At 44.7% G+C, this 14,729-nt stretch carries 15 protein-coding genes; 6 read left to right on the forward strand and 9 right to left on the reverse strand.

The genetic code is table 11. The annotated features are described in order from the left end of the window. Positions 1-1,985, forward strand: a 1,985-nt coding sequence (locus A1D16_RS17955) for a TonB-dependent receptor (protein ID WP_290712056.1), incomplete at its 5' end; no start/stop codon positions are given. 1 nt (position 1,986) lies between these two features. Then, positions 1,987-2,589, forward strand: coding sequence for an isoprenylcysteine carboxylmethyltransferase family protein (locus tag A1D16_RS17960; RefSeq protein WP_290712058.1), 603 nt, complete (start codon positions 1,987-1,989; stop codon positions 2,587-2,589). 12 nt (positions 2,590-2,601) lie between these two features. Here the strand turns inward: A1D16_RS17960 and A1D16_RS17965 are convergent, their stop codons facing one another. The 9 genes from A1D16_RS17965 to A1D16_RS18005 all read right to left on the reverse strand — a co-directional run bounded on the left by A1D16_RS17965 (position 2,602) and on the right by A1D16_RS18005 (position 7,901). Next, positions 2,602-3,069, reverse strand: a complete 468-nt coding sequence (locus A1D16_RS17965) for a hypothetical protein (RefSeq protein WP_290712060.1) — start codon at positions 3,067-3,069, stop codon at positions 2,602-2,604. An 80-nt stretch (positions 3,070-3,149) separates the two neighbouring features. Next, positions 3,150-3,800: a hypothetical protein gene (locus A1D16_RS17970; protein WP_290712062.1), complete on the reverse strand. Its 651-nt coding sequence runs from the start codon at positions 3,798-3,800 to the stop codon at positions 3,150-3,152. A gap of 87 nt (positions 3,801-3,887) precedes the next feature. Next, positions 3,888-4,133 (reverse strand): LytTR family transcriptional regulator DNA-binding domain-containing protein, encoded by a 246-nt coding sequence (locus tag A1D16_RS17975; RefSeq protein WP_290712064.1) that lies wholly within the window; start codon positions 4,131-4,133, stop codon positions 3,888-3,890. Further along, on the reverse strand, positions 4,090-4,662 hold the full coding sequence (locus A1D16_RS17980; RefSeq protein ID WP_290712066.1) for a LytTR family DNA-binding domain-containing protein: 573 nt from the start codon (positions 4,660-4,662) through the stop codon (positions 4,090-4,092). Before A1D16_RS17980 ends, A1D16_RS17975 begins: the two co-directional genes overlap by 44 nt. Then, positions 4,659-5,699 (reverse strand): histidine kinase, encoded by a 1,041-nt coding sequence (locus A1D16_RS17985; RefSeq protein WP_290712068.1) that lies wholly within the window; start codon positions 5,697-5,699, stop codon positions 4,659-4,661. The genes A1D16_RS17980 and A1D16_RS17985 overlap by 4 nt, the downstream gene beginning before the upstream one ends. A 5-nt stretch (positions 5,700-5,704) precedes the next feature. Further along, positions 5,705-6,463: a hypothetical protein gene (locus A1D16_RS17990; protein ID WP_290712070.1), complete on the reverse strand. Its 759-nt coding sequence runs from the start codon at positions 6,461-6,463 to the stop codon at positions 5,705-5,707. A gap of 109 nt (positions 6,464-6,572) precedes the next feature. Further along, positions 6,573-6,977 (reverse strand): DUF3592 domain-containing protein, encoded by a 405-nt coding sequence (locus A1D16_RS17995; RefSeq protein WP_290712072.1) that lies wholly within the window; start codon positions 6,975-6,977, stop codon positions 6,573-6,575. Next, entirely contained in the window at positions 6,974-7,456 is a 483-nt protein-coding gene (locus tag A1D16_RS18000; protein WP_290712074.1) for a hypothetical protein, read from the reverse strand. The genes A1D16_RS17995 and A1D16_RS18000 overlap by 4 nt, the downstream gene beginning before the upstream one ends. A gap of 163 nt (positions 7,457-7,619) precedes the next feature. Then, complete coding sequence (locus A1D16_RS18005) at positions 7,620-7,901, reverse strand: hypothetical protein (RefSeq protein WP_290712076.1); 282 nt, start codon at positions 7,899-7,901, stop codon at positions 7,620-7,622. Between the two features lie 1,120 nt (positions 7,902-9,021). On the opposite strand from A1D16_RS18005, the gene A1D16_RS18010 reads away from it, so the two are divergent. From A1D16_RS18010 to A1D16_RS18025, 4 genes are all read left to right on the forward strand, one after another. Continuing rightward, entirely contained in the window at positions 9,022-12,237 is a 3,216-nt protein-coding gene (locus tag A1D16_RS18010) for a DUF5977 domain-containing protein (RefSeq protein WP_290712077.1), read from the forward strand. Between the two features lie 7 nt (positions 12,238-12,244). Further along, positions 12,245-12,775, forward strand: a complete 531-nt coding sequence (locus A1D16_RS18015; protein ID WP_290712080.1) for a hypothetical protein — start codon at positions 12,245-12,247, stop codon at positions 12,773-12,775. Next, positions 12,776-14,215 (forward strand): hypothetical protein, encoded by a 1,440-nt coding sequence (locus tag A1D16_RS18020; RefSeq protein WP_290712082.1) that lies wholly within the window; start codon positions 12,776-12,778, stop codon positions 14,213-14,215. Positions 14,216-14,261: 46 nt separating this feature from the next. Further along, positions 14,262-14,729, forward strand: a 468-nt coding sequence (locus A1D16_RS18025) for a DUF6443 domain-containing protein (RefSeq protein WP_290712084.1), incomplete at its 3' end; no start/stop codon positions are given.

The following is a 14,729-nucleotide window of genomic DNA, read 5'->3' on the forward strand; positions in this document are numbered from 1 at the left end:
ACTTTGAACAGGTGCCTGCAGGCGCTCAACAATTTGTGGTGAGCCATATCGGTTACCGGTCCATTACCGTAACGGTTAGTTTCCCGCTCTCCGATACCACTTTACAGGAAATTTTCCTGGAGCCGGAAACAGAAGAAATGGAAGAAGAAGTAATGGTTACCGCTACCCGTATCAGCAGAACCATTGCCGCCCTGCCCACCCGGGTAGAAGTAATTTCGGGCGAAGAGCTAGCGGAAAAAGCCAATATGAAGCCGGGCGATATTCGTATGTTGCTCAACGAAAGTACAGGTATCCAAACCCAACAAACCTCGGCCACTTCCTATAATGCCAGTATCCGTATACAGGGGCTGGATGGCAGGTATACCCAATTGTTGCGGGATGGCTACCCGATGTATGGCGGTTTTGCAGGCGGCCTTTCTATCTTACAGATTGCCCCCCTCGATCTAAAACAGGTTGAAGTTATAAAAGGCGCTGCATCTACGCTCTACGGTGGAGGTGCCATAGCCGGACTGGTAAACCTGGTTTCAAAAACACCCGCACAAAAAAAGGAGTTGAGTTTGCTGGCAAACGGAACCTCGGCCGGGGGGCTGGACCTCAGTGCATTTTATAGTGAACGTTACGGGAAAACCGGCCTTACTGTATTTGCTTCGCGCAATGCGGGGCGGGCCTATGACCCGGCAGATATTGGTTTCACCGCCATTCCCGCATTCGAACGATATACCATTAATCCCCGATTGTTTTTATACGGCAAAAAAACAAACATGGACATAGGGCTTACATTTATTACGGAAAACCGGCTGGGAGGTAGTATGGATTATATAAAAAACGACGGCATTGGTTTTTATGAACGAAACAATAGTAAGCGCCTGATTACACAGCTGGGAGTTGCGCATAAAATAAAGGAGGACCTAACCCTGCAGTTTAAAAACAGCTTCAGTTCTTTCGACAGGGCTATTGCTATTCCCGATTACCGGTTTGATGCTGTGCAGCAATCTTCTTTTTCAGAACTTACCATAACGCGCAAAAGAAGCAAAGCCGATTGGGTAGCCGGCATCAACTTGTTAACGGAGCAGTTGAAGGAAAAAACCAACCCTTCAGAAGGTAAGAGAAATTACCAGTATACTACGGTGGGAATATTTGTGCAGAATGCCTGGACTATCAATGAAGCGCTGATCCTGGAAACAGGGTTAAGGGCAGACTATGTAAATGAATTTGGTCTTGAACTATTACCCCGCTTATCAGCCCTGTATCGGATAAACCCGAAGCTAAGCACCCGGCTGGGAGCAGGTTATGGATATAAGGCCCCCTCTCTGTTTACCGAAGAGGCGGAGCGCATCCAGTTTCGTAAGATCCTGCCGCTGCGGCCGGAGGGATTTCGGAATGAACGGTCTGTCGGGGTTAACTGGGATATGAACTACTCCGGTTCCATTGGGGCCCTGGGTATTTCCCTGAACCAGTTATTCTTCTACACCCGGCTCAGGCAACCACTGGTACTGGTTCCGACAGCTACGGCCTCTTATGAATTTGCCCAGGCGAACGGATACCTCAATACCCGCGGAATGGAAACCAACCTGCGGTTTTTATACGGCGATTTTAAACTTTTTGTGGGGTATACATATACCGATGCAAATACTCATTACAATGGAGCCAAAGCCTCGTTGCCCTTAACGGCGCGTCATCGACTCAATAATGTGCTTATGTACGAGTTGGAAGAAAAATGGAAAATTGGCCTGGAGGCCTATCATTTTTCCAAACAATACCTGAACGATGGGCGCTTTGGCAAACCCTATTGGATAATGGGTTTTATGGTAGAGAAAATATGGGAACAATTATCGGTCTATATCAATTTTGAAAATTTCACAGACACGCGGCAAACCAGGTTTGATACGATTTATACCGGCAGCCTGCAACAACCTGTGTTTAGAGATATCTATGCGCCTGTGGACGGTTTTGTCGTGAACGGTGGACTTAAACTACGCTTATAATATGAATCAGTTTCTTCGGATCTATTTACCCTGTTTTATACTGGGTTACCTATTGGTAAGTTTTGTTTGGCCAACTCTAAGGGTTTACCGAAAAACCGGGATTAATCCCCTTCGATTCGGTAATACAACTACAGCGCACGATTATGTGGGGTTTATTATGAAACTGTTAACCGGTTTATTTGTAGTGAATGTATTCGTGTTTTCAATCAGCCCGGTTGCTTATGAATGGCTGGTTCCGATCCCCTATCTCCGCAGTGAAACGGTGCAGTTGGCTGGCTTGCTGCTTGCACATGGCTCCCTGCTTTGGATTGTATTGGCCCAGCAGCAAATGCACAACTCTTGGCGGATTGGTATTGATGAGGAAAATAAAACGGCGCTGGTTACAAAGGGTTTGTTCCGGGTTTCCCGCAACCCTGTTTTTTTGGGCATGTTAGGAAGTGTGGCAGGTCTGTTCCTGGTGCTGCCAAACCTGCTCAGCTTTTCTTGTATGGCAGCTACTTATATTGTTATCCAGGTGCAGATCAGGTTGGAGGAGGCATTTTTAGAACAGGCACATGGTGCGCTTTACAGGGCCTATAAGAAAACGGTCCGGCGCCTGCTGTAGGTGCAGTAATTTTTAGAGCTTTCGAAACTCAATACTTGAAAGCCCTTTTATATGGCGCCGGCCGGTTCTGAGATCTTTGGTAGCCACCAGTAGAATTGATTCCGGGTTGTCTGCCATAGTATGTCCGTCGATTGCTGTTACGATATAAAAGGAATGACCAATTTCGGTATTGAATAATTCATTCCAGGAAATGACTACCCGGTAGGTATCAGCAGCGGTTAAAACCAGGCAATAACTGCTGTAGTCTTTGGGAGAGGGCGTAGCCGGCTGGATGTTTTTCAGCAATTCCAGCAGCGGTACGCCCTTAACCTTTTGATATTGTTTCCTGAATTCACCGGCATGGTTGGTAATTCTAAGGCTGCCCAGATCAACAGCGTTCATTTTTTCTATGTCGTGGTACCGGAAAGTTGTGGGGTTTTTAATAGCGCCTGTAATCTGTAGTTGATTGCTTTTTTCAGCATGCTGCGCAGAAAGCTGCATAGGGTATAGGATTTGCGGCAAGAGCCAGCAAGCAAGACAACAAACTGCACAGATAAATTTTTTCATGGATTAATAATCGGTTATTGGTGGGGGGTATTTTTCATAGGTAATTCCTTTTCAGCTCTTTTCCAAAGTAGCTGTGCGTATTCTCTGCTGAATTTTTCAATGCTGGTAGGATTATAGGCTTCTGTTTGTACCGACCAAAGTTGTTCCTCTGTTTTTACATCAAATAAATTGCCTTCCAGGAAATAGGTTTTATCGGTGGTGTAATAACCAGGATTATAGCCAAACGGGTACCAGTAGTTGTAATAACCCCAGAATCCCCGGCCATAATAACCTATAAAGGGCTGGTAGGGCATAGAGCCAGGCACGTAGCGCGATTCACTTTCTTTATCAACCAGGGCAACAGTAAAAATGGCATCGCTTTTCAGTTCCCGGATTTTGCCCAGCATGGCCTCGCGGTCGGGCATTTTATCATCGGTAAAACCAGATCGCAGGGCTTCCGAGCTTTTAATAGCCGTATAACCTTTGGCAGTAACAAATGCAGCCAGTTCATTTTCGATTTTTGATTTTACCGACTGGCGGCTGCTCAATACCGCAATAAAAATAGTTTTATAGGAACTGGCGGCGGGCCATTGGGGGTTTACCCAGGAGCTGGTTATTTTCTGAGAAGAGCCGCAGCTCAGAAGCAGGCAGCTCAGAAGGCTTAGAATACTTGCTGACAGGCGCATAGTAGAATTTTTATGATTAATAATCAGTCTGTGCTGCTACCCGGCAGAGCCATTAAAATTCTTTTATGAATATACTTAATCTGGCGGTTAAAACTCGAGCCAGTTCCGGAAGGCGGCGGTAAGGGCCTGGCTGGTAATCAACTGTTCGGGAAAGCCGTGTAAACTGATGCAGATGGAATTTTTATCGGGCCGGTCCAGCTTTTCAATAAAAGGCCGGTGCACCAGTTCGCTTCTGTTAATGCGGAAAAAGGCCTGCGGATCAAGTTCTTCTTCCAGCTCTTTCAGGGTTTCATAGGAAACTACATGATTTTTTGCCCAGTTTATCGAAGGCAAAAACCAGTCCATCCGAGGCCCGGAAAAAAACAATATCGCTGTTCTGTAAAAAATAAGTACTTCGACCAAGGTTTATTGAAAACCGTTGCCGGTATTTTTTCCCGGGGTTCTGTGGCGCCTGTAATAAATGAGTGAGTTGTTGCAGTAATTCGGCTTGTTTAACCGGCTGTGAGCGGAGATACAGGTATTTTTTCCAGGCTTTCTGAAACCGTTCCTGGTTAAAGGGTTTTAGCAGGTATTCAATGCCGCTGGTTTCAAAAGCATCGAGCAGGAACTGGTTATAGGAAGTAGTGAAAATTACCGGCACTGTAACGGGGTGTTCTTTATAAAAAGCCATCATATTGCCGTCCGTTAACTCAATGTCAGACAGTACCAGGTCGATTTCCGGCTGGCTGGCAAAAAATGCCGCTGCATCGGCAACCGTGCTGATTTCTGCAAGGATTACCGTTTCTTCTTCTACCTGCTCCAGGAACCGTTTTAGTTTCCGTAGCGCGGGTGCTTCGTCTTCAATAAGTACAAGTCTGATCATGGCTGGGAAGGTAGGATAAAGGGAAGAGATACGGTAAACCGGTCTTCTCCGGTAAAAACTTCCATTGGGGTATTGGACAGCAAAGCATATTGTTGCTGTAAGTTTTTGAGGGATCGTCCTCCGCCGGTTTTGCTGTAGGCTTTTGGTACCAGGTTATTTGAAACCCGGATCTTGTCTGAAAAATCGACCTGTATAAGGACGGGTTTAGCAGGGGTGCCTAAATTATGCTGGACGGCATTTTCCACTACTAATTGCAGGCTTAACGGAGGAGCCAGGCATTGTTTAGGCGGCAGGCCACAGAGTTGAAGCTGGTAGGCCTCCTGGTATTTATGTTGCAACATGCGAAAATATTGTTGTGTAAATGTCCATTCTTCTTCGAGTGGTACCAGTTTCTTATCGGAGCTTTCTAAAACATAGCGGTAGATATCGGCAAAATCATGCAGGAAATCAGATGCAGTAGTTTTGTCTTCATCGATCAGTTGATCCAGCACGTTGAGGTTATTGAATAGAAAATGAGGGTTAAGCTGAGCTTTCAGCTGCGCAATTTGTGCAGCCGCCATTGCCTGGTCATAAGAAGCAATGGCAGCAGCTTTTTCTTTGTTTTTCAGGTAATAGGTATAGGCCAGGAAGAAAGCGCCGTAAGTGAAAACATCCAGCAGGCGGCTTAGCTGCACAATCAGCAGGGTTTCGCGGTTAAAGTTTCGCTCTACGGTATCAAAAGAAAGGGCAATGAGGTAGGAGAGCAGATTACTGAACAACAGGTAAACAAGAAGGCTGCTGCCCATTAATTGCAGGGCTGTTGAAAAGCTGAAAGGGACAGGTTTTTTAGTGAACCGTTTCAGCAGCTGCGCCATAATGAAGTAGATCACTACGGCATTGATAAAGGCGGCCAGTGCTGCTTCGGGGGTAAAGAGGTAGGCATTCAAACCCCGGCCGGCCACCAGCCTTGATTGTATGGATGCTATGTAGCCGAATACCAGGGTAAACGACAGGAAATAGCGATGGGTATAAACGGTATGCAGTAACCTGCTCTTCATGCCAATTATTTTTTAACCGGGTTGGGGAAGGATTGTACAAGGTTTCCCTTGTCGTCAAAAAAATCTAGCCGGGCATTATTGGCCTTGTCTACATAAAACATGGCCCTGGGCATGCCTTTATCGTCGAACAGGAATAAACCATTGTTCTGGCTGCCTGATTTTCCCAGCATTAAACGGGGGGCGCCTCCTACCAGACCCTGTGCAAGATACTCCTGGTATTTCTTTTCAGCCGCGGCGGGATCTTTTTTCTTCAGGGCGTCCAGTTCGTTGAGAATAGCGAGCGTGCCTGCCTGGGTTTCTTTATGCGGGCGATCATTAAAAATAAGCCGGCTGCTGACCATTCTTTTTTCGCCTTCCTGGAAGTCCTGTGTAATGAGTTGCATTACCTGGTCGCCATCGTATTGGTCGTAGGTGAGCGATAAGCCGGAGCTGTGGCCGTTTTCTTTTTTCTGCCCGTCGTAAATAAAGCCCCCGCATTCGATGCCGTCTTCATTGAAGAAGAGCATGCCAGATCTTTTTTTACGGGCCGTATTGGTAGCTCGGTTATTGATGGAGTCCTTGCCATTAGGAAAGAGCCCGGCATTGGTAATAACCATTCGGGTGGTGCCATCTGCTTCCACGATATTGATTCGTTGTACATTGATTTCAGTAAATTTTTCAATACCGGTGCGGGTAAAGGCGCTGGAGGCAAGGAGGATAGCGGCTCCCGCGGTAATAGCGGCGAAGCTCCGGAGGAAAACCAGTTCACGGTTGATTTTATTCATGATAGCGGTGTTTGTTTGATGCCTCAAAGCTAAACAGCGCTGTAGCGGGTAGGCGGGCAAAAGGAATGAATCCAGGAAAATTCGGAATGAATGGCCGGTCAGTTCTATACTATACCGTAAGCATCCTATCAATTTTGTATACAGCGAAGCATACAAAAAGTGCAAGCAGCAGGGAAAATAGTAACATGGGCCAATACGCTCTTTTCGGGCTTACAATTATTTTATCGGGTTTTTCCGGCAGGTATTGCAGGGCAATGGATTGTCCCCGTTGGTAGGTATGCGGACGAGTAATAAAGCTGGCTTCCTGTCGTTGGCTGTTATGTGTATTCATATAGCTGACATAAACGCGGCAGGCTGTAGGCCCTCTATAGATTTTTTTGGTTTGTATCGACGATACGATCCCGGTTGTTGAAAGGCCGTTTTTTCGTATTTTCTCTTCGAGCCGAATAAAACGAATTGTTTTCCAGAGCGGAATTAAACCAGTAATAAGTATAAGAAGATACAGGAATATCATTTATTGAAAAGTTGGTTGATTTCGTTTTTGGTAAGGCGTATCCTGCCTTTATCGCAGGAGAGCTGAAGGGTTTTGAGCTGTACCAGTCCGGCTGCTTTGTAAACGGTTATTTTGGTATCGCCCAGGGTAAAGATGCGGATATATGCTTTGTTGTTCCAGTTCTCTTTTTCGAAAAAGGACTGCAGGATATTATATAGGTGGTCGAGTGTATTGCCCTGGCTGCTGAAGCGGATGGTAAAAAAGTTGTGGAGTTCTTTCCGCTCATCTTCCAGTACCAGTAGAAAGGAAGTATCAGCGGCATTTGTTTTATAATCGAGGCTGGCTTTGGCAACGCCAATGGTTTTAACCTGTCCCCAGTTTTTCCATTTTTGGGTGCTGATGGGTTCTTCGGTAAGCTGTGCCAAAGCTGCCGGCATGCCAGCTGCAAGAAGGCTGATCGATAGCAGTACCTTTTGTAAAAACAGGCGGCAGGTATCCATAACTCAAGGGTTTAAGCTTTATTGAATGTTCTGTTGCTGCTGCTATTAAATCAGTCCTCAATAAATATACGCCATTATTCTACTGTTGAGAATGGTGTGGGTTCCGTATCGGGTAAAGCTTATTGCTAAAAAACCACCCGCCACTGCGGGTGGTTGTAGGTTTTTAGGGCAATACACGCTCAAGGCTTGCTTTGTTTTCAGGAGTGTCTTTAGCCGTGGCCGGGATGATGCAGCCGGTTTGGCTGGTGTTATTGCGGGCGCTGGTATAGGTCCATTTATTGCGGTTGATCGGGTTCAGGATGGCGGGGCCTTTTTCGATCAACTCACCGGCAGCAACAGTGGGGGTTGGGAAATCGACATTGTAGTATTCTATCAGAGAACTATTCATCCGGCGCATCTGACCTTTGCCGATCGTGGTCATCCCATTATCCAGGTGATTTGGCATATCAAAGCTTTTGGATGGTGTTCGGCCCGCGATATGCCAACTATAGGATCCCTACCGCGATGAGTCATAAATGTATGATTCTGTGATAATTTCCTTCAAAATGCCCTCATAATTATCCAAAAAACTTTTTCCTGCCTATCACGGACATACCAGGTTGCATTTAATCCGACCGGGCAAGATTCCTCCTTACAAGCTCGGTTTCCGGATACATTATAGCGATGTTGATCGCTGTTCCGCCTCGTCTGGTTTCCCGTATTTTTCTATAATCATTTCATAATACGCCGCCTAACCCTTAATGAAGATGTCTTATCCTGTCCAGTTTATTCCTATTGAAAATATGATCGCACCTGAAATTATTCATACTAAATGCATCCGTGACTTGATCTCCTAGATTTGTTTTTTAACCATTTATGTTTTAAAAATATCATTAGTTAGATCTTTAAAATATTGCATGTCTAAACATTGTATCAATTTATTCATTTCCTCTTTTGATTAGCAATGCATTAGGCATATTTTAAGATGTATACAAAAAATAATTGGTAAAAATAACCGTGTTTTCACGGGTTTTTAATTAACCTGAATTTCAGTTTATTGCAAGTGACTTACCTGTTGATCAACTTTGGTGAAAAACTAGTCAGCTTCCCAAATAAATAGTTGGTATCGGTATTATAGGTGATTTAGTTCTACAAAAAATATTCAGAAATGAGCCTTTTGATTTGGAATAGAAAAATAGAGATCAGATGTTGTTTTATAGTATTAGCAATCTTGGTATTATTTTCATCGAATCTTTCTGCTCAGAGTAAACTCAAATTAGAATCAATAATTCCACCGACACCTAATGTAGCAGAGTTTGCTAAATACGGATCGTATCCGATTGGGTTAATAACTGGAATTCCGTCTATTGAAATTCCCATTTACACAGTTAAAAGCAGGCAGTTAGAAGTTCCCTTAAGCATTTCGTATCATTCCGGCGGAATTCTTGTTAATCAAAAAGCAACAGATGTAGGACTCGGTTGGAGTCTGAATTTTCCGGGTGTTATATCAAGAACAGTCTTTGGATCACCAGATGAATATAATTATGGACAATTTTTTTACACTCCTCCTTCTTATTCTACATTGTTTGGGACAACAAATTACACTACGTTTTCAACCTATTCCGGATATCCAACTTACGATCTTGAACCCGACTGCTTTAATTACAGTTTCGGAAAAAAAATCTGGCAAATTTATTTACAGTCAGTCTTCTGGTTTTACTACTATACCATTTGATCCGGTAAAAATAAGTTTTCAAGGGGTATATAATAATATTAGTTTTTCAACCGTAGATGATGTTGGTACCATTTATCAATTTGAGCAGACGTCTCAAACAACTACTTCTTTTGATCAGGCAAATTTTTCACCCAGCCACGTTACGACAAACGCATGGCATTTAACCAGGATGATTTCGGCAGATCTTGTAGATACAATAAGTTTTGAGTATGAATCTGCCTTCTTCTATGAATCAACTAATCAAGAGGTGTATTCCATTGGAATCGTTGGTGTTTTAGACGGTCCTAATGTGTCCTTTATTCAACAAAATGGAGGTAGCTCTAGTTCTACTGCAGTTTCCTACACTAATAATTCAGTTTCGCATGAAAAGCAACTCAAAAAAATAGTCTTTTCAGGAGGCTATGTGTTATTAAACAGACAAGTTAATCGACAGGATATCTCAGGAAGTTCTTCTGGAAAAATGTTAAATAATATAGAGGTCTATAATTCAGATAATAAGCTTATCAAAAAAACTCAATTTTCATATAGTTATTTTCCTTCTGTAGAAACAGGAACTAGTTGGGATTATAAAAGACTAAAACTAGATAAAGTGGAAGATATAAGTGGTGACGGACAAAGTAGTCAGGTTTATCAGTTGGGATACAATTCGACCATGCTTCCCAAATATGGGTCTTACGCAATGGATTATTGGGGGTATTACAATGGAAGTAGCAATACAAGTTTGATTCCTGCAACGACAGTAACTTCGGGAGACTTAAACAATAACAGTTTCTCTAACGGAGAAACATATTCAAACGGATATATAAATAACACCACTACATGGTCCTTTGGATCTGCTAATCGTGAACCTTCAGAAATTCACATGAAGGCTGCTTTATTAAATAGAATAACTTTTCCTACAGGCGGGTATACTGAATTTGACTTTGAAGCGCATCAATACAATTCAACCTACAACGGATCAAATGCTGTTAAAATTGGCGCTGGGCTTAGAATTAAATCATTGAAATCGTTTAATGCTACCGGAGAACTTGCTTTTGAAGAGACCTATAAATATGGATTAAATGAATCTGGTGTGGGGGTTAAGCTTTTTGATGAAAATTCCTTCTATAAAAATTATGAGGATGTTGTTAGTTCTTACTTTACTGGTACTGTATCGGATCCTAGCAGTATATGCGTAAACAAAGGAACAAGGTGGGTAAGAAAATATATGGGGTTTGCCAAGTATAATAGTTTTGCGTACATGGGTTCTCCTGTTTTATATCCACAAGTAGTTAAGTTTACGGGAAACGCCACCATAAACAACGGAAAACAGGTGAGTGAATTTACCATACACACTGATTTTATTAATCTTCCTAATGAGTTTATTAATAGTGGAAATTATGGCTCTATCAACAATGCATGGAAGCAAGGGGAACTAACCAAAGAGACATTCTTTAAGAAAACAAGTTCTGGTTACGAGATTATAAAAGCAACGGAATATCAATATCAAAATTTTAATAATGTTACCCGATACGGCATAATGTTAAAACAGCACAAACAGTTTGTTAATTTAACAGGTTGTGCAACTTCTGGAAACGGGCCTGATGTAGGCAACTCGCGTTATGGAAATGGCTTTTTTGTAATATACCAGTATCCAATCAAATCTGGAGTTAGTAAACTAATAAAGAAAATTGAAACAGTATATGAGGGGAACCAAACTATACAAACTGTTTCTGATTATAGTTATGAGAACCCTGCTCATATGCTTTTGACTAAATCAAAAACTACGAAAAGTGAGAGTGACCAGTATTCAATTAACCAGACAAAGTATCCGAATGATATTAGTTCAACTATCAGCACCGGAATGGTTAATAAAAATATGATAAGCTTTCCTCTAGAAGAAAATTTATTCATTGAAACAGGTGGAGTTTCTAAACTTCTTCAGAAGACAAGTACTAATTACAAATTAGTGGGAAGTGGATATAAGCTTGATAATGTTTTGTATTCAACTCTGGCGAATGCCCCGGAGGAGAGAATTAAGTATGTCGCTTATGATGGAAAGTCAAACATACTTCAGCAGATAGGTCCGGATGGCTTGTCTAGATCTTATATTTGGGGCTATAATACTCAATATCCCATTGCAGAAGTTATAAATGCGTTGCCGGGAAACATATTTCATAGTTCATTTGAGGACACAGATGGTAATAGTTTGGTTGGCGATGCTAAGGCCGGGCGTCGAAGTCGAACTGGTGGGTATGTTAAAGCCTTAACTGGTTTATCAAATGGTCAGTATAAACTAAGTTATTGGCAAAAGAGTAGTGGAGTATGGTCTCTCCAACAAACAACGGTTACTGTTTCATCTGGAACCTATACGATTAGCCTTACTGGACAGGTTGATGATGTACGTTTCCATCCAATTGCGGCTCAGATGACCACCTATACGTACTCTCCACTGATTGGAATAACTACCTCATGTGATGTAAACAATAATTATTCCTTTTATGAATATGATGGTTTTAATAGGCTGTATTTGGTGCGGGATAAAGATGGTAATGTTTTAAAGAAATTCTGTTATAATTACGCCGGTCAACCTATTTCCTGTGACATATTCACCAACGATGATAAGTCAGGTAGCTATACCCGTACTAATTGTGGGTCTGGTTATACGGGTGGTACGGTTACGGTAAGTGTGCCTGCGGGTATGTTTAGTTCTACGATCAGTAAGGCAGATGCTAATAGTCAGGCGACGGCCTATGGTCAGGCGCAGGCTAATTCTCTGGGTACCTGTACCGCTAGTAATGTTAGTATTTTATGCAACAACAATGTTTCCATGGGTACGGTATATATGCAGTATCACAATAATACGACGGGGCAGATGTATACATTCAACGTTTCGGCTGCGGGATCCAATATCAATCTTGGAACCATTCCGGCTGGTACGTACACCGTGAGTATCGGTACCAGTAACAATACAACCAGTTATTATTTTACGGTGGCCTGCGGCTACTATTTATACGGAACCAATGCGACCTTTAATAATGTCACTGTGGACAATACCTGTCGCGTTATTTCAATTTCGCCTTATTAAATTAACTATGAATAAGAATAGAACTTATTGGTTGGCAATAGTGATCGGCCTTTGTTGCTCGGTCAGCCTTTCTGCACAATCCTTTCATTCGCTGGAGTTGGAAGGGGCTTCAGGGCGAGGGCCTTTGCAGGTGTTGCAAGGCAAGAAGGTGCTGATTGTCCTGTCGGCGGTTGATACAACGGTTGATTTTACCGGGCTGGATGACTTGCAGAAGACCTACGGCGACCTGGTGGTGGTGGAGTTGCCGGTCAAGCGACTGTCGAAGGCAGTGGCCCTTCCAAAACCCGTAAATACCCTGCTGCTGGTCGCCCAAGAAACCGCCGATAGTACCGATACCAATGGGCGGTTGCTTCGCTGGCTTACTCAAAAAGGAGGTAACCAACATTTTGAAGTGGAAAAGCTGGAAGTGGGCCAGAAGTTTTTTGTAGATGGCAAGGGGGAGTTATATGCCATACTGCCGCCTGATTTTACACTAACGGATCCCCGCATCCATGCCGTTCTGACCCGCACCGCCTTCCCTGAACCGGACAACAACTAAATGCGTCGATTTCTTCCCATATTAAGCCTTTGTGCACTGCTGCTGCTCAGCAGTTTACCTGCGCAATCCCAGCGGGCCAGTTGGAGCGAGCGTGCGGAGCAGGCGCTGACCCTTCCGGATAAGCTGTTGGGTAAAGTGGGCCAGCAGGCGGCGAAGGCAGAAAAACGGCTGGCGCAACAAAGCCAAAAATATTTAGCCCGCATTAAAAAACAGGAAAAGCGCCTCTATAAGGAGCTCTATAAAAAAGACAGCACGCAAGCCAAGAAGTTGTTGGGGAACATCGATTCGGTGTATGCAGCGTTGGAACAATCCACTGCTGAACGGGCAAAGACGGGTGGTCCGCGGCAGCAGTACTACAGCGGCCGGCTGGACAGTGTGAACAGTTCGCTTCGTTTCCTGGCCCAGGAGCAGTTACCGGGAGTCCGTCAACAGCTTCCAAAAGAACTTACCACCTCGCTGGGATCCTACAACGCGTTGCAACAACGCTTTACGCAAAGCAGTTACGTGGAGCAGCACCTGCTGGAACGCCGGCAACAGCTGCTGAGTGAGTTAGCGAACACGGGCTTGGGTAAGCAGCTACAGGCCTACCAGCAACAGGTGCAGTATTACCAGCAGCAACTCCGGCAGGCTAAAGAATTGTTGGAACAACCCGATAAACTGGCGCGGCAGCTCCTGGGCTATGCTAGCCGGCTTCCGCTCTTCCGGTCCTTTATGGAAAAACACAGTGCCCTGGCGGCGATTTTCCCCCAGCCGGATCCGTTGGTAAGTATCACCACGCCAGGCAGTCTTCAAACCCGGCCGGCGCTGCAAGGTCAAATGGGCAGCACGCTGGGCACCCCGAACCCGCAGGCCGCGTTGCAGCAGGGCATGGGGCAGGCCGAAGAACAACTAAAGTCGTTGAAAGATAACCTATCGAGCGGAGGATTTGGGGATGCCGGCGAACTACCCACCACCAAAACCAACGAAGAAAAAACGCGCAGTTGGTGGAACCGATTGGAATGGGGCGGTAACCTGCAAAGTGCGCGGTCGACGAACTTTTTTCCGACGACCAGTGACCTTGGGCTGAGCTTGGGCTATAAGTTAAACCGCAAGAGCGTGGTGGGCATTGGAGCGAGTTACAAGCTGGGCTGGGGCAGTGATTGGCGGCATGTGCGGATGACGCACGAAGGGGTGGGGTTACGGAGCTTTTTAGACTGGCGGCTCAAGGGGAGCTTCTGGGTAAGCGGCGGGGCGGAGCTGAACCACCGGCAGCGGATAGAAGACCTCGGGCTTTTAAAAGAACCAGGCAACTGGCAACAGAGTGCGCTGGTGGGCATCACCCGAAAATTTAAAGTAGGCAAGCTGAAAACGGATGCCCGGCTCTTGTATGATTTTTTATGGCGACAACAAGTACCCCGGACCCAACCGGTGGTATTTAGGGTGGGCTATACGATTAAATAAAAAAGACAACCAAACCTTATTCTGAATAACTGTTAGACAACGAACCATGATCCAAACCGTATTATACCAGCGAAGGCTGACTGCCAGTGTACCCCTACTGCTGGCTACCGCCTTACTCGCATTGATGTGTGCTACCGCCCAGGCTCAAACGCCGATCAATTTTGTGCGTACCTGGGAGGCTCTGACTCCGCAAACGGATCCGTCTACTTTACAAAATAAAACAGTACGGGAAGTACGTCAAACCACCCAGTACCTCGATGGGTTGGGGCGTCCCATCCAAACAGTGGTGCGGGAAGGCAGCCTGAACACAGCAGCGGGCCATACGCAGGCCTATGACCTGGTGAGCGCGGTGGTGTACGATGCGTTCGGTAGAGAAGAAAAGCAATACCTGCCCTTTGTGGCGCACAGTAATATTGCCGGCAGTGCCTTACCAACGGATGGGTCCTATAAATCCAATGCACTCGACCAGCAGACCTGGTTTTACAGCAACAGCAATGCATTAAGTCCGATCTAT

It is taken from the genome of Flavihumibacter sp. CACIAM 22H1 (assembly GCF_001601815.1).
Classification (GTDB): Bacteria; Bacteroidota; Bacteroidia; order Chitinophagales; family Chitinophagaceae; genus Flavihumibacter.

What these genes read in the sequence shown, in the direction of transcription:
- A1D16_RS17980 (WP_290712066.1), bottom strand. Translation starts at nt 4,662, where the DNA reads ATGATCAGACTTGTACTTATTGAAGACGAAGCACCCGCGCTACGGAAA.
- A1D16_RS18005 (WP_290712076.1), bottom strand. Translation starts at nt 7,901, where the DNA reads ATGCCAAATCACCTGGATAATGGGATGACCACGATCGGCAAAGGTCAG.
- A1D16_RS18015 (WP_290712080.1), top strand. Translation starts at nt 12,245, where the DNA reads ATGAATAAGAATAGAACTTATTGGTTGGCAATAGTGATCGGCCTTTGT.
- A1D16_RS17990 (WP_290712070.1), bottom strand. Translation starts at nt 6,463, where the DNA reads ATGAATAAAATCAACCGTGAACTGGTTTTCCTCCGGAGCTTCGCCGCT.
- A1D16_RS18020 (WP_290712082.1), top strand. Translation starts at nt 12,776, where the DNA reads ATGCGTCGATTTCTTCCCATATTAAGCCTTTGTGCACTGCTGCTGCTC.
- A1D16_RS17965 (WP_290712060.1), bottom strand. Translation starts at nt 3,069, where the DNA reads ATGCAGCTTTCTGCGCAGCATGCTGAAAAAAGCAATCAACTACAGATT.
- A1D16_RS17985 (WP_290712068.1), bottom strand. Translation starts at nt 5,699, where the DNA reads ATGAAGAGCAGGTTACTGCATACCGTTTATACCCATCGCTATTTCCTG.
- A1D16_RS17970 (WP_290712062.1), bottom strand. Translation starts at nt 3,800, where the DNA reads ATGCGCCTGTCAGCAAGTATTCTAAGCCTTCTGAGCTGCCTGCTTCTG.
- A1D16_RS18000 (WP_290712074.1), bottom strand. Translation starts at nt 7,456, where the DNA reads ATGGATACCTGCCGCCTGTTTTTACAAAAGGTACTGCTATCGATCAGC.
- A1D16_RS17995 (WP_290712072.1), bottom strand. Translation starts at nt 6,977, where the DNA reads ATGATATTCCTGTATCTTCTTATACTTATTACTGGTTTAATTCCGCTC.
- A1D16_RS17960 (WP_290712058.1), top strand. Translation starts at nt 1,987, where the DNA reads ATGAATCAGTTTCTTCGGATCTATTTACCCTGTTTTATACTGGGTTAC.